This window comes from Cohnella lupini (assembly GCF_003386205.1).
GTDB lineage: Bacteria > Bacillota > Bacilli > Paenibacillales > Paenibacillaceae > Cohnella > Cohnella lupini.
Genome location: NZ_QRDY01000004.1, coordinates 115,467 through 134,063 on the forward strand (window position 1 = coordinate 115,467; position 18,597 = coordinate 134,063).

Genomic DNA, 18,597 nt, shown 5'->3' on the forward strand with positions numbered 1-18,597 from the left:
TGATGGCGGGGAATGGCCGGCCACCGCTCTGGCAGGGGCGGCTATTCCTTATTTTCATCTATGTTCATGCTTCCTTTGAGCTCCCGCACGGTTCCGTCCAAATTCCGCAACGTCCAATCCGCCGCGGCCGTTACGTCCCTCATCTTGATCGATTCGTAAATCCGCTCGTGGATATAGCTGTGGGGATCGTGACTCTCTTGCACCTTGGCCAACTTGAAAAGCGACTCCCTCAGAACGGAAGAAAAAGTTCGAAAAAGGTCGATGATCACGTGGTTTTTGCTGGCAACGGCGATCGCATTGTGAAATTCGATATCCGCATTCAAATACCCGGATGTATCCCCTTTGGCGAGCGCTTCCGAACGCGCGTCAAGGTGGTGACGCATGAGTTCTAAATCTAGATCGTCCCGGCGCTCGGCCGCCAGCTTCGAAATCTCGAGCTCGAGCATTTTCCGCGCTTCGTAGACCTCGACGATCTCGGCTCTTCTAAGCCTATGCGCAAGAGGCTCCTGAATGACGGGAGTTGCCGATAGGTAAGTACCAAAGCCTTGTTTCTTCTCCAAAAGTCCCGCATGGACCAATACGCGCACCGCTTCCCGTATCGTGGAACGGCCAACTCCGAACTGCTCCATAAGCTCGGGCTCCGTCGGGATCTTGTCTCCGTGCTTCAGTTCGCCGCTCGAGATCGTTTTCTGAAGCTGGATGACCACGTCGTCGACGAGCTTCGTGCGGTTAAGCGTTTGAAACGAGACTTTGGAGGACGAATGAGTTTGAGAATTCGGATTCATCAGATCATCTCCTGTTTAATGTAGAATACCATATTCTTTTTTGCTCGGACAACATAAAAAATCTCCTGCGCTCTCCTTAAGGAAAGCGCAAGAGTATTGGTGGAGTTATTAACGCGTCATTCGCAAGTCATTTCGCGAGCAGCGCTTGTTTCACGTTCTCGACATGCCCCTTGACTTTAATATTACGCCACTCTTGGATGAGCATGCCCGCCTCGTCGATCAGGAAGGTGGAGCGCACGATTCCCATGTAGGTTTTGCCGTACAGCTTTTTCTCCTGCCACACGCCGTAAAGTTCGCATACCTCATGCTCGGGATCCGCCAATAGCAGAAAAGGAAGCTCGTACTTCGCGATGAATTTATGATGAGACTTAAGATCGTTCGTGCTTATTCCAAGGATGATGGCATTCGATTCTCCGAACGTCGCGTTCGCGTCTCGGAAATCGCACGACTGCTGGGTGCACGCCGGGGTCATATCCTTCGGGTAAAAATAAATCACGACCTTCCGGCCGCAATAATCGCTTAATCGAACCGATTTTCCGTTCGTGGCGGGAAGCTCGAAATCCGGGGCCGGTTGTCCGATTTTCAAAATCGTCATGGGTAGTTCTCCTTCCGAAATCATGTTGCGAAGATCCCGAATAACGTGACATTTGGACTTGAATCCAGTATTCTATATTTAACTTAATTCATGCAAATTAGCGAACGAAGCACGTCGCGATTTCCCTACCGGGAGATCGCGTTTTTTTATACCGACAAGTAGAGGTGGATGGCATGTTCCAAGAAGCTTACGAACAATGGATAACGAAACAAAGCAAGACAAGAAAAGGAGAATCGCTACGCAAGCTGATGGAGGATCATGGCCACTCTGAGAAGCTTTTCCTTCAGGAGGTGTGGTGGCCCGCGGTCGGCAACTTTCAATATTTGTTTGCCGAACACGAAGTACCCAATTACCGCAATAGCTCCTATTACCTCGATCTCTCTTATATCCGTCCCCCTTACAAACTGGATTTGGAAATCGACGACTTCTCCACACATGCCAAGAACATTACGCGTCGAGGCTTCGATTATGAGAAGGAACGGCAAAATCAATTAACCGATGAAGATTGGAAAGTCTACCGCTTCACGCTGGACACGGTCAAAGAAAAACCTCGACATTGTCAGCAATCGATCCTTAGGACTCTCGGGAAATTATACGGCGTAAACGGCGTAGATCAATCGAACTCTCCTTTACCACTTAAGCAACGCGAAATCCTTCGAATAGCCATTAGACTTGAACGAACTTTAACGCCAGCTGAAGTGTGCATACAACTCGGTATCGGAAATCGTCATGCGCGTAACTTGCTCCACGAACTCGTCGAACTGGGCTACATGGAAAATGCGGGTTCGGGTGCGCAACGAACTCGTTCCTATCGAGTTACCCTGAATGGAAGATCGCGATTTTTGGAATAACGGCACCGCGTGCCGCTAACTTGCCACCGGGCCGCTCACCGCGCTCCCTTAACGGCACCGCATGCCGCTAACTCGCCGCCGGTCCGCTCACCGCGCTCCCTTAACGGCACCGCGTGCCGCTAACTCGCCACCGGACAGCCGATCGTGCTCCATTAACGGCACCGCGTGCCGCTAACTCGCCGCCGGGCCGCCGAGAAGCTCAGCTCCCCGCGCCGCGGTAACGCCTTACGCCGTAGTTCCAGAACCAGAGGCCTAGCGACAGCACGACGATTCCGACGACAGGGGTCAGCCAAGCCATCCACCAATCGTCCAATCGGCCAAGGAAGAACGATGCCGGGTACACGCCCACGAAGGCGAACGGCAGCAGCCACGTCAGCAGGAACTTGATCGTTTTGTTGTAAATTTCGACCGGATATCGACCGTAGTTCTGAATGTTATAGATAAGCGGGCCGATTCCGGTTGGCGCGTCCGAGTAGAAAGATATCGCGGATAGTGCCGTATATATGCCCATATAGATAAAACACGAGCCCAATACCATAATGATCAGCACGAACGGATCGTACCAATGGAACGGCAAGCCGAGGGTCGACCACGCGGTGATCATGATAACAAGTCCCACAATAGAGCCCACGAACGCGGGTGGATCCATATTTTCCAGCATAACCTGCGACAAAGAGTGGGCCGGACGGGTAAGAACGCGGTCCATTTCCCCTTTGACGATATAACGTTCGCTGAAATTCCATGCGCTGAAGAACGTCGAGAACAATCCCGAGGCGATCATAAAGTACCCGTATACGAATACTACCTCGGACTCGCTCCAATCCCCGAGAGTCGGGGTGTGCAGAAAGACGACGAATATGAACACGAGATTAAGTCCGTTAAACATCAAGTCCGACAGTACCTCGACCCAGAAATCGGCGCGGTACGATAATTTGGTTTTCAAGTAGTTGGCGAAATAATCCCGATACAAACCGAGCATAAACGCAAATTTGGTCATCTTCTCAACCCCCCTGCACGAACAACCGACGTCTCGCTGCTCGCCATACGAGCGCGATCGGCACGATCAGAACGGCCGTCCATATCACTTGAATAAGCAAGGCATCCCAGATGTCCCCGCCTTGAATACGGCCAGTGAACACGGAACCAGGCAAATAAGTGATCGCTTGGAACGGTAGCCAATTCATAATAGATATCGCCCACCCCGGGAAGAAGGCGATCGGCAATACGACACCGGATAGCAAATCTACCATGATTCTTTTCATCATCATGACGCCTTGGTTGTTCTCGAAGAAAAACGCGCTCAAGCCCGTCAATATGTTGAGCTGCGAGTTAATCAGGAAGCTGAACCAAATCATGATGAAGAAGACGATCCATTGCGTAGGGTCGGTCGGCAGCTCGATCGGAAAAATAAACGAAACGATGATCATCCCCGGCACCATAAAAAGCCCTAAGCGGAACAAACCTTCTCCGAAACCCTGCATCATTTTCACGAATAGGTACGAATAGGGACGAATGATCTGGATCGCAACGCTCCCGTCCACGATTTCCGTGGAAATTTCGCGATCTAAGTTATTAAAGTAAAAGGCTCTCGCCATCCACGAAACTGCCACGTAAGTCGACATCTGGATGACCGTAAAGCCTTGCAGCGTCTCGGCGTCTCCGTAGATAGCCTTCCACAAGAAATAATAAGCACCGATATTAATGGCGTAAATAATGATGCCGCTATAATAATTAACCCGGTAAGCAAGCATCATGAGGAACCTAATCCGTACGAAATCCAAATACATGCTTGTCATGATTCACCGGCTCCCGCCTTGACCGGCTCTTTCTCGGCCGCATCCTCGACGTTCGGCGCGGTTAACGCGGATAGGTCCCGGGGGGCTTCCGCGCTGCCCGATTGGTAGATTTCGCGGACGATCTCGTCCGTGTTCGTCTCGAATATCTTGATATCGCTAATGTCCTTCAAGCCGACTACCTTGGAGAGTACTTCCGACACGTTCATCTCGCGCGGAATCCAGACCTTGGCCGTCAAGTCGTTCTCAAGCGACCAACGTACGTCCAACCCGCTCGTCATCAAGCTAACCTCGTGTAACGTAACCGGATCGGAAAATTGGAATTGAACCTCGCGGCCTTTGCCCCAACGCGTCTTAAGCTCCTCAAGTCCGCCGTCGTATATAATGCGTCCGTCATCCAACATAATAACGCGAGAGCATAGCGCTTCAATATCCTGCAAATCGTGCGTCGTCAACAGAATCGTCGTTCCTTGCTCCCGGTTCAACCTTTTTAAGAACTCGCGGATTTCCGTCTTGACCACGATATCGAGACCGATCGTCGGCTCGTCCAAGAAAAGAATGGACGGATTATGCAATAGGGCCGCGACCAATTCGCAGCGCATCCGTTGACCCAAGCTTAGCTTGCGGACCGGCCGATTCAGCAGATCTTGAAGCTGCAGCGTCTCGACCAGCTCGTCCAGCCTGCGGCGAAAGTCTTCTTCGCTTACCCGGTACACTTTGCGAAGCAAGCGGAACGATTCGATGACGCCGATGTCCCACCAAAGCTGGCTTCGTTGTCCGAAAACGACCCCGATTCCCTGCACGAATTTTTCTCGATCCTTGAAGGGAATATAACCGTTAACGACAAGCTTCCCGGAAGTCGGAACGAGGATGCCGGTCAGCATCTTGATCGTCGTCGATTTGCCCGCTCCGTTCTCCCCGATGTATCCGCAAATTTCGCCCTGCGGAATTTGAAAGCTGATATCTTTAACGGCTGCGACCTCGGTGTGCTCCCGCTTGAATAGATCCTTCAAGGCACCCTTGATACCTTCCCTATTCTTCTGCACCTTGAACTCTTTGCGCAGTTGATGTACGTCTATAGCTAACATATGAACCTCCTGTATTCAAGTCGCGTTCACGGTTCGCGAGTTCGACGAAGTTCGTCAAACTTGCTTATTCCTGCGCTGAAACTTTATAATTTTATCATACAGCACCGGGAGAGGACATCTATTCATGCGTAAAAAGTGGAAATACACGCTCTTCAGCATCTTAAGCTTAATGGTAATCGTACTATTTTTCGTCGGCTGGAAGGTCTACGGCGTCAAAAACCAACTTGACAGTATTCAGAAACCGAGAGAAGAATCCCGGTTCGGACATTTCGAGGAAAAGCCCGAGTACAAACCTCCGGAATGGGAGGGGTCGGAGCGCGTAAACGTGTTGTTAATGGGCGGAGACGAAAGAGGGTTGCGAAAAGGCGAAGTCGCCCGATCCGATTCCATGCTCGTCGCTTCCTTCGATCCGACCAGTAAAAAGATCCATCTCTTCTCCATTCTTCGAGATACTTACGTGGAGATCCCCGGCTTTAAGTCCAACCGCGCCAATGCGGCCATCACCCTGGGCGGTCCCGAATTGGCAATGAAGACGTTAGGCAATTTAACCGGTCTGGACATTCAGTATTATGTTTATGTTGATTTCCAAGGATTCATTAAGTTGGTGGATGCGATCGGCGGCGTCGATTTCTATGTCGAGAAGGACATGAAGTATTCCGATTCGGCGGACGACCACGTATACGATATCGATTTGAAAAAGGGCCAGCAGCATCTGGACGGAGATAAAGCGCTGCAATACGTGAGGTTCAGACACGATAAGATGTCCGACTTTACGCGCACCGGACGTCAGCGCGATTTCTTGAAAGCCATCGCCTCCAAGTTAAAGTCGGGTTGGAACCTTATCAAGCTTCCCGAAATTCTGGGCAAGGTTACTCCTTATATGGAGTCCAATATGTCCTCCAACGATATGCTTAAGTTAGGCACCTTGGGTTACAAGTCGCACCAAGCGGGCACGGCGCAGATCCCTCCGATGGAGCTCGTTACGGACGAGAACGTCGACGGATCCTCGGTGCTTGGCGTGCGGAGTCTCGATGCTCTCAAAGGCTTCGTTCAGGAAACTTTGAACCACGACGATAGCATCGTTCCGCCAACGTCCTCGCCATCGGCAAGCGGAGAAGCGACCGGAGCCAAGGAATAAGATAGTTCAGATTATGTTAGTTACGGCGGAGGCTCATTCATACATGCAAAGATCACGATCGTCAGAATTATACGAAGAAGCCCAGAAACACATCGTCGGCGGGGTGAACAGTCCTTCCCGCTCGTTCAAGGCGGTGGGCGGCGGCGCTCCCGTATTCATGGAAAAAGGCCAGGGCGCTTATTTCTGGGACGTCGACGGAAATCGGTACATCGATTATTTGGCCGCGTTCGGTCCCATCATTACCGGCCATGCCCACCCGAAAGTAACGGAAGCAATCGTTCAAGCGGCTCAGAACGGCACGTTGTATGGAACAGCGACGGAACATGAGATCAGGCTTGCTAAAGTACTCAAGGACGCGATTCCTTCGATGGACAAGGTAAGATTCGTCAATTCCGGCACGGAAGCGGTCATGACGACGATCCGGGTCGCCCGCGCTTTCACCGGGCGCAACAAAATCATTAAATTCGCCGGCTGTTATCACGGACATGCCGACCTGGTATTGGTCGCCGCCGGTTCCGGGCCGTCGACCCTCGGCATTCCCGACAGCGCCGGCATTCCTCCGAGCATCGCGAGCGAAGTCATTACCGTTCCGTTCAACGAGCTCGACGGCTTGCGCCTCGCTCTCGAACGGTGGGGCGACGAAATCGCCGCCGTCATGGTCGAACCGATCGTCGGCAATTTCGGCATGGTCATGCCGAAGCCCGGTTTTCTCGAAGGCTTGTGCCAAATGACCCGGGATGCCGGAGCGCTCGTCATCTACGACGAGGTCATCAGCGCGTTCCGGTTCCACCATGGCTCCGCGCAGACGTTCTCCGCATTCCCGGATCAGGATGCGATTCGCCCGGATCTGACCGCGCTCGGCAAGATCATCGGAGGCGGCTTGCCGATCGGCGCATACGGCGGGCGGGCCGACTTGATGGCGATGATCGCTCCGCTCGGACCGGCATACCAAGCCGGGACGATGGCCGGCAATCCGGCTTCCGTATTGGCGGGGCTAGCTTGCTTGGATGTTCTGCGGGAGCCCGGCGTTTACGAACGAATGGAGACGCAAGCCATTCGACTGGTTAACGGCCTGCAAGCGTCGGCCGACCGTTACGGCGTTCCGCTGACGATCAATCGGATAGCCGGCGCCTTCTCGACCCACTTCTGCGGGCATCCCGTCACGAATTACGAGGAAGCCCAAGGCTCGGACGGCGAGCGTTTCGCGCGTTTTTTCCGCTTGATGCTCGATCGCGGCATCTACTTGGCCCCGTCCAAATACGAAGCCTGGTTCCTCACCACGGCGCACTCCGACGCGGATATCGAAGAAACGCTGGATGCAGCCGAGCTATCGTTCCGCGAGATGTCGAAGGACTGATGGTTCTTCTAGATATCGAGCAGCCAAATAACCGCGCCAGAAGCGGCTATTTCTCTGTTCTTGCCTTCGAGCAGCCGAATAACCGTGCCAGAAGCGGCTATTTCTCTGTTCTTGCCTTCGAGCAGCCGAATAACCGCGCCAGAAACGCCTATTTGCGAAGATCCGAAACAGGGCAGCCCTCCATCGGGGCTGCCCTGTTTTACTTTCAATCGTTTGCTACCGAGTCTCCCGATGAATCGTGTATTTCTTAAGCCGCGGGCTGTATTTTCTTAATTCCAGCCGCGATGGATGCGTGCGCTTGTTCTTCGTGGTCGTATAGTTGCGATCGCCGCTTTCCGTGCATGCTAAAGTGATGATGACCCTCATGCCTTCACTCCTCCTTAAGGTTCAGGTGAACCGCTCGCTATTGTTGAAATTGCTCTTCCATCTGCGTATCCATCCGGTTAGGAAAACCATCCGGCAGAACGCTCCAATCCGACGTCATTTCCTCGTCGGTCAATAAACAACCGTCCAGCTCCTCCGAAATCTCCCGGCGATTCATCTCTAAACCGATGAATACGACCTTATTGATACGGTCTCCATGCTCGGAGTGCCAGTATTCGGCGACCTTGGCGTCGTCTCGCAGGATTTCCTCCCGCTCGTCTGGAGGCAAGCTAGCTACCCAGTATCCCGCCGGTCCGAATTGAATCGACGGACCCGCTTGGCTGAAGTTCTGCGCCATGTCGTTGCGAGACGCCAGCCATATCAAGCCTTTCGCGCGAACGATTTCCGCAGGCCATTCCCCCATCCAGCGCAGCAGCCTATCCGGATGGAACGGACGAACACGTTCGTAGACAAACGAAGATATGCCGTATTCCTCCGTTTCCGGAACGTGGTGCTCCTTCTCCATCTCCAGCATCCAACCGGCGGATTGGCTAGCTTCATCGAAATCGAACAACCCGGTATTCAGAATGTCGAATGGATTAATTTGCCCATAACTTGACCGAATAATCTTGGCGCGAGGCTGCAGACTCCGAAGTACCGTTTCCAGCTCTCCAAGCTCCTTTTCCTCAACTCTGTCGCATTTATTGAGAATGAGCACGTCGCAGAACTCGATCTGATCGATCAACAGATCGACTACCTCGCGTGTATCGCCTTCTCCGACTTCCTGTTTGCGGTCCATCAGCGTCTCGCCCGAAGCGTAATCGCTCCAGAATCGATAAGCGTCCACTACCGTCACCATGCAATCCAATCTGCAGAACGCGGTCAGATCGATTCCATGCTCCTCGTCGATGTACGTAAACGTCTGAGCGACCGGAATCGGTTCTCCCACGCCCGTTGATTCGATAAGCACGTAGTCGAACCTTTGCTCCTTGGCCAGTCTCTCCACTTCGCGCAGTAAATCTTCCCTAAGCGTGCAGCAAATACACCCGTTCGACATTTCCACGAGCTTTTCGTCCGTACGGGAAAGTCCCCCGCCGTCTTTGATCAGGTCTGCATCGATATTCACTTCGCTCAGGTCATTCACGATTACCGCGACCCGCATGCCTTCGCGATTGTTCAGCACATGGTTAAGTATCGTCGTCTTGCCTGCTCCCAAATACCCGCTCAACACGGTAACCGGCAGCAAATTATAATTGTTTGTCATGATCGGGATTCCTCATTTCCTTCTATTCATTCAGAGCTTTGACCAAACCTGCGAGATTGTTCTTCATAATTCCGATATAATCCAACTCTTTGCTGATATCTTCGTCCGTTAAGCCCTCGATAGGATTAAGCACGTCCGTCTTCGCACCGATTTCATCCGCGATCGTCTGGGCGATCTTAGGATCTACCAGCGTTTCGAAGAAAATGGTCTTTACATCGTGCTCTTTCGCGAACGCGACGACATCCGCCATCTCTTCAGGAGACGGCTCCTGCTCGGGAGACAGACCCGCGATCGGAACTTGCGTTAAACCGTAATCTCTTGCCAAATATCCGAATGCGGCGTGCTGAGTTATGAAGTCCTTATGCTTGACGCCTGCCAGGTCGCTCTTGAACTTCTCGTCCAGCGCTTGGAGCTTCTCGATATACGCATCCGCGTTTTTCTTGTAATCGTCTTCGTTGTCAGGATCGGCTTTCGCAAGCGCGGCTTCAATATGACGAACTTCCTGCTGTGCCAATGCAGGAGAGAGCCACACGTGCGGATCAAGAGAATGCTCTCCCTCTTGATGTCCCTCCTCTGCTTCGTGACCTTCCTCCTCGTGCTCCTCCGACCCTTCGATTAACTCGATGCCATCCGTCGCCATAACGTCTACACGATTGTCGTTTTTCGCGCTCTCCAGCGTTTTCTCCGCCCAGCTCTCGACTAATCCGTTGTACACGAATACGTCCGCATTCTGAATGGACGCCACATCGGTAGGCGTAGGCTCCCAATCATGCGGCTCGGCACCGGACGGAATCAATCCCACGACATCCGCATGATCTCCCGCTACTTGTTTCGTAAACTCTACCATCGGATAAAAAGAAGCCACTATCTTTAATTTGTCTCCACCCTCGTCGCTCCCGTTTCCGTTCCCGCATCCCGTTAACACCATAGCCGCGACAGCGGCCCCCACTAAACCTTTTGCCCATTTCATCTTAAAGTTTCCTCCTAATTAAATATCGTTGCTGAAAGAATGCATTAATGAATTACCGGCGGTTCCTGACTGATACCCGCATGCTCAAGCAGCTTGTTCTGCCCGCTGGCGCCAACCTTCCGTCTGAGCTTGCTATGTTGTTTTCTCCACTTAATTACGAGCTTCTTCACTCCGATGCCGGCAACCAGGAAAAGCAGTAAGGTTAGCGCGATCGTTCCCCCTGGCGGAGTGCTAAATTCATAAGAAGCCGTCAATCCGGAGAAAACGCCCGTTAATCCGATTAGCATCGCAAGCCATAATGCGGCAGTAAATCCTGGCGCCAAACGTATCGCAAGAGCGGCTGGCAGCACGATTAACGAGGATACCAGCAGAACGCCGACGATCGGCATGGCTGCGGCGACAATCATCCCCGTAACTAGGCTGAACAGCAAGGATATCAAATTGACGGGAACTCCGTTGGTTCTCGCCGTCTCTTCATCAAACGTGATTAAATAGAGCGGTTTTCTCAGTACATAGAAAAATAAAGCGCCAATGCACGCAACGGCGGCGACCAAATAAATCTCGGTATTCTGGACGGCGACGACGGAGCCGAATAAGTACGAGGAAAAACTGCGGCTAATACCGGAATTCATCGACATAAGCACGACTGCCGTAGATAAGCCGCCGATCATGATGATCGCTATAGAGACCTCGGAGTACGTCTTGTAAGATCTCCTTACATATTCGACAACGACGGCGCCTAGCAGCGCTACCCCGAAGCCGGACAACGACGGATTAAACTTTAACAGCGCTCCTGCGGCAACTCCGGCCAACGATACGTGGGAAAGCATATCGGCCATTAACGCCTGCCTTCTCAGCATCAGATACACTCCGAGAACCGAGGCGACCAGCGCGATCAGACCACCGGCGAAAAATGCCCGTTGCATGAAGTCGTAGTGCAGCATTTCCATCCTCCGGTCTCCTTCTTCTCAAGTTCGATGATTCGGTCCAGGTAGGGACTTGCCTCGGATAAGCCATGCGTAACCATGACGACGGTTAGTTGGCGCTCCTTGACCATTTCTCCAAGCAGCGAGTACAATCTTTCCCGGCTAGCCGCATCCATTCCGTTCGTCGGCTCGTCTAGCACGAGAAGATCCGGCTGCTGCGCCAACGCCCTCGCAAGGCATATCCTCTGCTTCTGCCCGCCGGAGAGCTCGCCGATCTTGCGGTTGCGCAGCTCCCACAGTCCGACTTGCTTCAAGGCTTGCTCGGCAAGCTCGCGGTCTTGGCGGCTAACGGACCTGAACCAAGATCCGCTCGTATACGTGCCGGAACGAACGAATTCAAGCACTTGGCTCGGAAAACCGCTATTAAACGCGGCGATTTGTTGAGGCACGTACCCAACGACTAGCTTCTTCCCGTCTCCGCGCCTGCTCGCCCTGTCCACCGTTCCGCTCCATGGCTGCAACAAACCGAGCGCCAGCTTGAGCAAGGTTGTCTTGGATGCCCCATTGGGTCCGGATACGGCAACGAACTCGCCGCTATGGATTTCGATATCCACGTTCTCCAGGCTAGGGCTGTCCCCATAGCCGAAGACGACGTTTTTCATCGATGCGATTAGCATGTTGTGCCCTCCGTGCCACTTAATCGTAATCATTACATTTACATATAGTAAACTTTACGATTAGAACAGTCAAGAGAATAATGTTTCCTTCCTACTTGCTTGACGCGCGCAAAATAGCCGTGCGGGGCAAGGTTATTTCGACATGGGTAGCTATTTACTCAAAATAGCCGTGCGGGGCAAGGTTATTTCGACTTCGGCGGCTATTTCCTCAAAATAGCCGTGCGGGGCAAGGTTATTTCGACGTGGGCGGCTATTTACTCAAAATAGCCATGCGTAGCACGGTTATTTCGGCGGTGGGCGGCTATTTCCTCAAATTAGCCGTGCGTAGCACGGTTATTTCGACGTCGGCGGCTATTTCCTCAAAATAGCCGTGCGGGACAAGGTTATTTCGACGTGGGCGGCTATTTACTCAAAATAGCCATGCGTAGCACGGTTATTTCGGCGGTGGGCGGCTATTTACTCAAATTAGCCGTGCGTAGCACGGTTATTTCGACGTGGGTAGCTATTTACTCAAAATAGCCGTGCGTGGCACGGTTATTTCGGCGGTGGGCGGCTATTTCCTCAAATTAGCCGTTCCTGGCACGGTTATTTCGACGTGGGCAGCTATTTCCCCAAAATAGCCGTTCCTGGCACGGTTATTTCGGACATGGGCGGTTTTCTCACCGGTTGCCCAACAAAAAAACCGACGGATTCAATAGAATCCGTCGGCTTCCAAGTAACACTCACTCCATTAATCGTCGACTTCAGGCGCCGCCGCTTCCGCTACTACCGTACCGTTCGTATCGATAAGTTTTGCTTCCGTGCCGGTAATCGCAAGCGCTAAGCCTTTATCGAAGGACTCGACCGAATCGTAGACCGGCTCGATAACGATCTTTCCTTTCTTATCGATAAAGCCGTACTTGCCGTCCTTCTCGAAGTATGCCAATCCGTCGTGGAAATCCCCCGCGTCCGCGAATTCCGTCGTTAACGCTACCTCGCCTTTACGGTTCAAATAGCTGAACACTCCGTCGTTGGAGACCGCCGCTAAACCTTCGCTGAACGAGAAACCTTGGGCATATTCGGCGGCTATCGCCAATTGTCCCTTGGCGTTCACGTAACCGAACGATCCTTCTCCATCCGCGCCCTCCGCTTGAACGAGCCCGAATCCTTCTTTGAAATCGAATGCATGCTGATAGATCGCAGGAATGACTACCTTGCCCGTTACGTCGATATAACCGTATTTGCCGTCGATCTGTACGGCGGCCAATCCGCCGGAGAAGTAGAAGGCATCCTCGAATTGCAACGGAATGGCTTCTTTGCCCGTATGGTCGATATAACCGAATAAATCGTCTTTACGAACTAGAGCCAAACCTCCCGAGAAGTCGAACAATTCGTCGTATTCCGGGCTAAGTACCGTTTTACCTTGGGCATCGACATAGTAGGATGTGCCGTCTTGCTCGACCAATGCAACGCCGTCCGAGAAATCGTACGCTTGCGAGTATACCGCCCCGATAATAGATTTGCCTTTAGCGTCGATGTAGCCGTACTTGCCGCCCTTGCCGACGATTGCCAATCCATTGCTGAATTCGTTCGCTTCGTCGTATTTAGCCGCGATGACGGTATCGCCGAATACGTTCACGTAACCTTGTTTTCCATTGCTTGCGAACGGATGAAATCTAGGCGAGATGCTCAGGGTTTTGCTTGCGGCGTTCCAGGCGACTTGCGCGCCGAATGCCGCTCCGATCGCTTTGGCGGGTACCCAAAGCACTCCATCCTTCCATACCGTCGCGCTAGAGAGCGTGATGCTCTGGCCGTTCAGCACGGCGGTCTTGGAATTTATGTTAAGTTGCACCGAGCGACTTCCTTGCGTAACGGTTGTCGTTTTCTTCGCTTGATCCCACTTTACCGAAGCTCCGATGGATGCGGCGAACGGTTTGACGGGCAGTAAAGTTACCCCGGCGATCGTCGATATCGTCCAACCCGATTGAACGACTCCGTCCACGGAGATTACGGCGTTCGATGTGGCCGCTGAAGCGGATGAAGCATGGCCGAAGCTTGCGATTTGTACGGCAACGAGGGCGGCTGCCGCGATTAGTATGCCTTTGCGGATGGATGGACGAATATGGGACATAGAGATTGGCTCCTCACATAATAGGGAATAAGTGCTTACGATTTTTTATTATTTCAAGTAAATTTGGTCGAAAGTCCCTTTGTCCGCGAAATGCTCCGCTTGCGCTTTATTCCATCCGCCGAAATCATCGATCGTGAGCAGGTTCAACGTCGGGAAATTTTTCGCGAATTCCTTGGCTACTTTGGCGTTGATCGGACGGTAGAAATTTTTCGCCGCGATCCTTTGGCCTTCTTCCGTGTACAAGTAATCCAAGTAAGCGGTGGCGACTTGGCGAGTATCGTGCTTGCTTACGTTTTTGGTCACGACCGCGACCGTCGGTTCGGCGAGAATGCTCAAGGAAGGCGTTACGATCTCGTATTTGTCTCCGTATTCCTTCTTAGCCAAGTAAGCTTCGTTCTCCCATGTAATCAGGACGTCTCCGATGCCTTTTTCAACGAAAGTATTCGTGGAGCCGCGTGCTCCGGTATCCAGAACGGGTACGTTTTGGAATAGCTTCTTCACGAACTCCTTAGCTTTGTCTTGGCTGTCGTTGTTGTGTTCCAAAGCGTATCCCCAAGCCGCCAAGTAGTTCCAGCGCGCTCCGCCGGACGTTTTCGGGTTCGGGGTAATCGATTTGACGTCGGTTCTGATCAGATCGTCCCAATCTTTTATTTTCTTCGGGTTTCCTTTGCGTACGAGGAACACGATCGTGGATTTATACGGCGCGCTGTTATTCGCCAGACGCTTCTGCCAGCCTTTGGCGATAAGCCCCTTGTTCTCGACTGCCGTTACATCGTACTCGAGTGCCAAAGTAACGACGTCCGCTTCCAGTCCGTCGATAACGGAACGGGCTTGCGCGCCGGATCCGCCATGGGATTGCTTGATCGTAACCTTCTGTCCGGTCTTCTTCTCCCAATACTTGGCGAATGCCGCGTTGTACTCCACGTACAATTCGCGAGTCGGATCGTAAGATACGTTAAGCAGGGTAACGCTTTTCTTTGACGATTTCTTCGTGACGGCACCGAATACGGTCGTCGTGGATAATACGAATGCCAATGCGGCTAACAGGATTACGCGAAACGATTTGTTCATTCGAATGACTCTCCTCTTGGTTATAAAATGTAGCAAACGCAAACGGCCCCGATTCCGCCATACGCATAGCTGTTCCTTAACAGCATGCGGATGTGAATTCGAGGCCTCCGGTTTACCGGTCGGCGCGATGGCACGATCCATTTGATTAATCCCATCTTATTCCAAACTATTCCGAGTTGTCAACTATGAATTAATCGTTGACAACGGCTTCCATCAGTTGCTACAATCGCTTCAATAAATCCAATTATTTCTATTGGAATAATTCATTAAATACCGAAAAGGGGAACTTCCATGCACAGGCGCAACAGCACGCGCAAACGCGCTATTTTCATCGGAATCATTGCATCGCTTCTTTTATTGGTTACCGCATGCTCGGGCAATTCGGATAACGCGGAATCCGTCGCCGAATCCGAAACGCCGCAATCCGATTATAGTAAAGCCGCTTCCTTGTTAAACGCGGTATCGGACGGAACTGCCGAATTGTACGATGAAATAAACGATGCCTTCGTCGCCAGTTGGCTGGAACGCACGGGTCAGTCCGTAACGATCGAACAAAGCGCAGGCAGCTCGAATGTCCAAGAAGAAGCGATCAACGGAGGGCAGCTCAAAGCGGACATCGCCACGCTAAGCGTGGGAATCGACATCGACGCCATTCAAGCGAAGGGCTTGATCGAGGAAGGATGGCAGCAACGGTACGACTATAATAGCTCTCCGTTCTCTACGGCCGTAGCCTTCGTCGTTCGCTCGGACAATCCGAAGGGGATCGCCGAGTGGGAGGATTTACTAAGCGGAGACGTCAAGATCGTTATGACCAATCCGGCGACTTATTCGGATGCCCGTTGGTATTATGCCGCGCCTTGGGCTTATTCGTTGGATAAGGACATCGACGACACCGATGCCGCTACGGCCTTCGTCACCGATTTCCACCAGCACGTGGCCGTTCTCGCTCCCGATGAGAAAGCAGCCGAGAACGCGTTCGTCGTTAACGGCGAAGGGGACGTATGGGTAACGACCGAGAGCAACGCGCTGAGAATCGCGAATTCCACGGGAAAAGACAAGATCGAGGTGATCGTTCCTTCCGTGACGTTAACCGTCGAACCCATCGTATCCGTCGTCGACGGCAACGCCGACGGTAACGACGTTCGGGAGATCGCCAACGCCTATGCGGACTATTTGTTTACGGAGGAGGCGCAGACGATCGCGGCTAACCATTTCTTCAGACCTCGTTTCGCCTCCATAACCGAACAATTCGCCGGCGTATTCGCCGATGTGGCTCTTCTAACCGTCGACGATAACTTGACGGGCTGGGAAGACTTGCAGCAGGCGCTATTCGCCGATGGAGGCTTGTTCGGCCAACTTCCCGCCAAGTAAGCGCCGCAGGATCCAATACGCGAGATTACCGTCCAACCAATCATAGAACGAAAAAACGAAGGGCAACCCTTATCGGGGCTGCCCTTCGTTGTCGTTCGGTTCCGTTTTTACGTTATCGTACCTGTGATCGACCTCACTAGCGATGGCGCGATAGGCTTTGGTCTCCTCGACCACGGGGTCATGCTTCGCTTGTATGCGAATTTCCCATCGGGGCGACAGCTTTTTCGCCGCCTTGGCCTCGGCGTTCTCTTCCGTTTCTTCCGCTTGCTCTTCGGTCAATCTTCGAGCGAGTAATTCTTCCGCCTCGTTGCGCTCCAATTCCTTCGCCCCCTTCTCGTTTAGAATGGTCGAAAGCCTCGAATCTCATGTACGTGCAGCCGCTTGAAGCTCTTCTAGTAATTCTTCATGAATAAGTCCGTTGCTTGCCGACACGTTGCGCACCGCGATATCATAAGGCCGGCCAGACAAGTCAGACAGGCGTCCGCCCGCTTCTTCCACCAGCAAGGAACCGGCAGCGATATCCCATGAGCTTAAATTGTATTCCCAGAACCCGCTAAGTCGACCTGCGGCGACGTAAGCCAGATGAAGCGCGGCGGAGCCTGCAACACGCAAATTACGCACTTTGGGCGCCAACGCTTGAATGCCTTTCATATTCGCCGGCAAGGCCACATGTTGTTCCGCGGGAAAACCCGTGGCGATCAGACTCTTGTTCAGTCCGGCTTCCTTCGATACCTGCATCCTCCGTCCATGAACGTATGCTCCCTTGCCTCTCTCGGCAACGAATAGCTCATCCCGCGACGGGTCGTACACGACGCCGACGATAACTTGTCCACGATAAGCCAGCGCTATCGATACCGAATAGAACGGAAAGCCGTGAACGTAGTTGGTAGTCCCGTCGACCGGATCGACGATCCATAGGTACTCCGCTTCGCTCACGTCTTGCAAAGCTTTCGCCGATGCTTCCGGCCCGGGCTCCACTCCCTCTTCTCCCAGAAAGGAGTGCGTCGGAAAGTGCGTGGCGATCAGATTCCTGATCATCCGTTCCGCGCCTTTGTCTACTTCCGTGACGAGATCGTGCATGGAGTATTTCGTATCCAATTGGGTAAAGTTACCCATTTTGCTTTTAATCCACTCGCCGGCTTTAGCCGCGCAATTGACGGCTACCGCCGTAAAGCTTTTTCCGCCGATAATGCTTTCCGGCTGGTTCGCGTCCATTATCCATCCCTCAAATCTTCGAAATCGTTTACAAGGACTAGTTGTCCTGTTCTTATCATATACGAAAATGCTTCAAAGCGGTTGCGTCGAATGCCAGGGTAACGCAGAAAATAAAGAAGACGCCCTCTATCTTATAGACAAAGGTGCGGCTTCTTATGCTGAGATATTCGCAAAGTTTAAATTCCGACGATATTATAGCCGTTATCCACGTGCAGAACTTCGCCGGTAATCCCCCGCGCCCATGGGCTCATGAGGAATAACGCGGTATCTCCGACATCGGAAGCTTCCGTATTGCGACGAAGCGGAGCTTTCTCTTCTACCTGCTTCAGAATCGAGTTGAAGCCCGCGATTCCTTTGGCGGCAAGCGTACGAATCGGGCCGGCGGATATCGCGTTGACGCGAATATCCTGCGGACCAAGGTCGCTTGCAAGATAACGAACCGAAGCTTCAAGCGCCGCTTTGGCAACGCCCATGACGTTATAATTGCGAAGAGTGCGTTCCGCTCCCAGATAAGTCAGAGTTACGATGCTGCCGCCCTCGCTCATAAGCGGGTGCAATCTTTGGGCGACGGCCGTCAGCGAGTATACGCTAACGTCGTGCGCAAGCGCGAACCCCGCGCGGGAAGTGTCTACGTACAGGCCGTCCAGTTCCTCCGCCTTAGCGAAAGCGATGCAATGGGCCAGTCCATGCAGCACGCCGACTTCTTCTTTCAGACGCGAGGCTAGAATGTCGATATCTTCGTCGGACGATACGTTGCATTGTAAGGTTATCGATCCCTCTATCGTATCCGCTAGCTTCTTGACCCGCTCTTCTACGCGTTCGTTCTCGTATGTAAATACCAATCTCGCCCCTTGCGAGGCAAGCGATTGCGCGATGGCCCAAGCAATGCTGCGCTCGTTGGCGACGCCCATGACCACGATGTTCTTACCTTGAAGCAATCCACCCATACGTTGGAAATCCTCCTCGCCGCAAGTAAGGATGCCCGAAACTTCCATTTGTCGGCATGACACCCTTCTTTGTCCA

20 protein-coding genes are annotated in these 18,597 nt (G+C 52.6%); 4 read left to right on the forward strand and 16 right to left on the reverse strand.

The features are described 5' to 3' along the window. Positions 1-41: 41 nt before the first annotated feature. Together DFP95_RS09500 and bcp are read right to left on the reverse strand one after the other, a co-directional pair. Complete coding sequence (locus DFP95_RS09500) at positions 42-785, reverse strand: FadR/GntR family transcriptional regulator (RefSeq protein ID WP_115992379.1); 744 nt, start codon at positions 783-785, stop codon at positions 42-44. 127 nt (positions 786-912) lie between these two features. Beyond that, a complete protein-coding gene (gene bcp / locus DFP95_RS09505; protein WP_115992380.1) occupies positions 913-1,380 on the reverse strand; it encodes a thioredoxin-dependent thiol peroxidase in 468 nt (155 codons plus the stop codon). Between the two features lie 173 nt (positions 1,381-1,553). Between bcp and DFP95_RS09510 the strand changes: the two genes are divergently transcribed. Continuing rightward, on the forward strand, positions 1,554-2,231 hold the full coding sequence (locus DFP95_RS09510) for a MarR family transcriptional regulator (RefSeq protein ID WP_115992381.1): 678 nt from the start codon (positions 1,554-1,556) through the stop codon (positions 2,229-2,231). Positions 2,232-2,430: 199 nt separating this feature from the next. Here the strand turns inward: DFP95_RS09510 and DFP95_RS09515 are convergent, their stop codons facing one another. Genes DFP95_RS09515 through DFP95_RS09525 form a run of 3 tightly spaced genes read right to left on the reverse strand, consistent with a single transcriptional unit; the run spans position 2,431 to position 5,112 of the window. After that, complete coding sequence (locus tag DFP95_RS09515) at positions 2,431-3,228, reverse strand: ABC transporter permease (protein WP_115992382.1); 798 nt, start codon at positions 3,226-3,228, stop codon at positions 2,431-2,433. 4 nt (positions 3,229-3,232) lie between these two features. Then, entirely contained in the window at positions 3,233-4,027 is a 795-nt protein-coding gene (locus tag DFP95_RS09520) for an ABC transporter permease (RefSeq protein ID WP_115992383.1), read from the reverse strand. Beyond that, positions 4,024-5,112 carry an ABC transporter ATP-binding protein gene (locus DFP95_RS09525; protein ID WP_115992384.1) on the reverse strand — a complete coding sequence of 363 codons (1,089 nt, stop codon included), beginning with the start codon at positions 5,110-5,112 and terminating at the stop codon, positions 4,024-4,026. Before DFP95_RS09525 ends, DFP95_RS09520 begins: the two co-directional genes overlap by 4 nt. A gap of 124 nt (positions 5,113-5,236) precedes the next feature. On the opposite strand from DFP95_RS09525, the gene DFP95_RS09530 reads away from it, so the two are divergent. Together DFP95_RS09530 and DFP95_RS09535 are read left to right on the forward strand one after the other, a co-directional pair. Continuing rightward, on the forward strand, positions 5,237-6,250 hold the full coding sequence (locus DFP95_RS09530; RefSeq protein WP_115992385.1) for an LCP family protein: 1,014 nt from the start codon (positions 5,237-5,239) through the stop codon (positions 6,248-6,250). A 43-nt stretch (positions 6,251-6,293) separates the two neighbouring features. Further along, the gene (locus DFP95_RS09535; protein WP_115992386.1) at positions 6,294-7,607 is read left to right on the forward strand and encodes a glutamate-1-semialdehyde 2,1-aminomutase; all 1,314 of its coding nucleotides are present in this window, start codon (positions 6,294-6,296) and stop codon (positions 7,605-7,607) included. An 8-nt stretch (positions 7,608-7,615) separates the two neighbouring features. On the opposite strand, the gene DFP95_RS09540 is transcribed toward DFP95_RS09535, so the two are convergent. The 8 genes from DFP95_RS09540 to DFP95_RS09575 all read right to left on the reverse strand — a co-directional run bounded on the left by DFP95_RS09540 (position 7,616) and on the right by DFP95_RS09575 (position 14,988). Then, positions 7,616-7,816, reverse strand: coding sequence for a hypothetical protein (locus tag DFP95_RS09540; protein WP_115992387.1), 201 nt, complete (start codon positions 7,814-7,816; stop codon positions 7,616-7,618). A 7-nt stretch (positions 7,817-7,823) separates the two neighbouring features. Beyond that, positions 7,824-7,973 (reverse strand): 50S ribosomal protein L33, encoded by a 150-nt coding sequence (gene rpmG, locus DFP95_RS09545; RefSeq protein ID WP_115992388.1) that lies wholly within the window; start codon positions 7,971-7,973, stop codon positions 7,824-7,826. Between the two features lie 37 nt (positions 7,974-8,010). Continuing rightward, positions 8,011-9,234, reverse strand: a complete 1,224-nt coding sequence (locus tag DFP95_RS09550) for a GTP-binding protein (protein WP_115992389.1) — start codon at positions 9,232-9,234, stop codon at positions 8,011-8,013. Positions 9,235-9,256: 22 nt separating this feature from the next. Beyond that, positions 9,257-10,204, reverse strand: coding sequence for a metal ABC transporter substrate-binding protein (locus DFP95_RS09555; protein ID WP_115992390.1), 948 nt, complete (start codon positions 10,202-10,204; stop codon positions 9,257-9,259). A gap of 44 nt (positions 10,205-10,248) precedes the next feature. Next, entirely contained in the window at positions 10,249-11,154 is a 906-nt protein-coding gene (locus DFP95_RS09560; protein WP_115992391.1) for a metal ABC transporter permease, read from the reverse strand. After that, positions 11,100-11,807, reverse strand: a complete 708-nt coding sequence (locus DFP95_RS09565) for a metal ABC transporter ATP-binding protein (protein WP_115992392.1) — start codon at positions 11,805-11,807, stop codon at positions 11,100-11,102. The genes DFP95_RS09560 and DFP95_RS09565 overlap by 55 nt, the downstream gene beginning before the upstream one ends. A gap of 730 nt (positions 11,808-12,537) precedes the next feature. Next, complete coding sequence (locus DFP95_RS09570; protein WP_115992393.1) at positions 12,538-13,917, reverse strand: WG repeat-containing protein; 1,380 nt, start codon at positions 13,915-13,917, stop codon at positions 12,538-12,540. 48 nt (positions 13,918-13,965) lie between these two features. After that, a complete protein-coding gene (locus DFP95_RS09575) occupies positions 13,966-14,988 on the reverse strand; it encodes a sulfate ABC transporter substrate-binding protein (protein ID WP_115992394.1) in 1,023 nt (340 codons plus the stop codon). A 291-nt stretch (positions 14,989-15,279) separates the two neighbouring features. On the opposite strand from DFP95_RS09575, the gene DFP95_RS09580 reads away from it, so the two are divergent. Then, complete coding sequence (locus DFP95_RS09580; RefSeq protein ID WP_115992395.1) at positions 15,280-16,359, forward strand: sulfate ABC transporter substrate-binding protein; 1,080 nt, start codon at positions 15,280-15,282, stop codon at positions 16,357-16,359. A 69-nt stretch (positions 16,360-16,428) separates the two neighbouring features. On the opposite strand, the gene DFP95_RS09585 is transcribed toward DFP95_RS09580, so the two are convergent. The 3 genes from DFP95_RS09585 to fabI all read right to left on the reverse strand — a co-directional run bounded on the left by DFP95_RS09585 (position 16,429) and on the right by fabI (position 18,521). Further along, positions 16,429-16,677, reverse strand: a complete 249-nt coding sequence (locus tag DFP95_RS09585; protein WP_115992396.1) for a hypothetical protein — start codon at positions 16,675-16,677, stop codon at positions 16,429-16,431. A gap of 45 nt (positions 16,678-16,722) precedes the next feature. Continuing rightward, positions 16,723-17,574, reverse strand: a complete 852-nt coding sequence (locus DFP95_RS09590) for an inositol monophosphatase family protein (RefSeq protein WP_115992397.1) — start codon at positions 17,572-17,574, stop codon at positions 16,723-16,725. 176 nt (positions 17,575-17,750) lie between these two features. Continuing rightward, positions 17,751-18,521, reverse strand: coding sequence for an enoyl-ACP reductase FabI (gene fabI / locus DFP95_RS09595; RefSeq protein WP_115992398.1), 771 nt, complete (start codon positions 18,519-18,521; stop codon positions 17,751-17,753). Positions 18,522-18,597: the final 76 nt, after the last annotated feature.

Excerpts from the sequence above, each read along its gene's own strand:
- DFP95_RS09530 (WP_115992385.1), top strand. The coding sequence starts at position 5,237 with ATGCGTAAAAAGTGGAAATACACGCTCTTCAGCATCTTAAGCTTAATG.
- DFP95_RS09550 (WP_115992389.1), bottom strand. The coding sequence starts at position 9,234 with ATGACAAACAATTATAATTTGCTGCCGGTTACCGTGTTGAGCGGGTAT.
- DFP95_RS09510 (WP_115992381.1), top strand. The coding sequence starts at position 1,554 with ATGTTCCAAGAAGCTTACGAACAATGGATAACGAAACAAAGCAAGACA.
- bcp (WP_115992380.1), bottom strand. The coding sequence starts at position 1,380 with ATGACGATTTTGAAAATCGGACAACCGGCCCCGGATTTCGAGCTTCCC.
- DFP95_RS09520 (WP_115992383.1), bottom strand. The coding sequence starts at position 4,027 with ATGACAAGCATGTATTTGGATTTCGTACGGATTAGGTTCCTCATGATG.
- DFP95_RS09535 (WP_115992386.1), top strand. The coding sequence starts at position 6,294 with ATGCAAAGATCACGATCGTCAGAATTATACGAAGAAGCCCAGAAACAC.
- fabI (WP_115992398.1), bottom strand. The coding sequence starts at position 18,521 with ATGGGTGGATTGCTTCAAGGTAAGAACATCGTGGTCATGGGCGTCGCC.
- DFP95_RS09555 (WP_115992390.1), bottom strand. The coding sequence starts at position 10,204 with ATGAAATGGGCAAAAGGTTTAGTGGGGGCCGCTGTCGCGGCTATGGTG.
- DFP95_RS09515 (WP_115992382.1), bottom strand. The coding sequence starts at position 3,228 with ATGACCAAATTTGCGTTTATGCTCGGTTTGTATCGGGATTATTTCGCC.
- DFP95_RS09525 (WP_115992384.1), bottom strand. The coding sequence starts at position 5,112 with ATGTTAGCTATAGACGTACATCAACTGCGCAAAGAGTTCAAGGTGCAG.
- DFP95_RS09500 (WP_115992379.1), bottom strand. The coding sequence starts at position 785 with ATGAATCCGAATTCTCAAACTCATTCGTCCTCCAAAGTCTCGTTTCAA.
- DFP95_RS09560 (WP_115992391.1), bottom strand. The coding sequence starts at position 11,154 with ATGGAAATGCTGCACTACGACTTCATGCAACGGGCATTTTTCGCCGGT.
- DFP95_RS09590 (WP_115992397.1), bottom strand. The coding sequence starts at position 17,574 with ATGGACGCGAACCAGCCGGAAAGCATTATCGGCGGAAAAAGCTTTACG.
- DFP95_RS09570 (WP_115992393.1), bottom strand. The coding sequence starts at position 13,917 with ATGTCCCATATTCGTCCATCCATCCGCAAAGGCATACTAATCGCGGCA.
- DFP95_RS09575 (WP_115992394.1), bottom strand. The coding sequence starts at position 14,988 with ATGAACAAATCGTTTCGCGTAATCCTGTTAGCCGCATTGGCATTCGTA.
- DFP95_RS09565 (WP_115992392.1), bottom strand. The coding sequence starts at position 11,807 with ATGCTAATCGCATCGATGAAAAACGTCGTCTTCGGCTATGGGGACAGC.
- rpmG (WP_115992388.1), bottom strand. The coding sequence starts at position 7,973 with ATGAGGGTCATCATCACTTTAGCATGCACGGAAAGCGGCGATCGCAAC.
- DFP95_RS09580 (WP_115992395.1), top strand. The coding sequence starts at position 15,280 with ATGCACAGGCGCAACAGCACGCGCAAACGCGCTATTTTCATCGGAATC.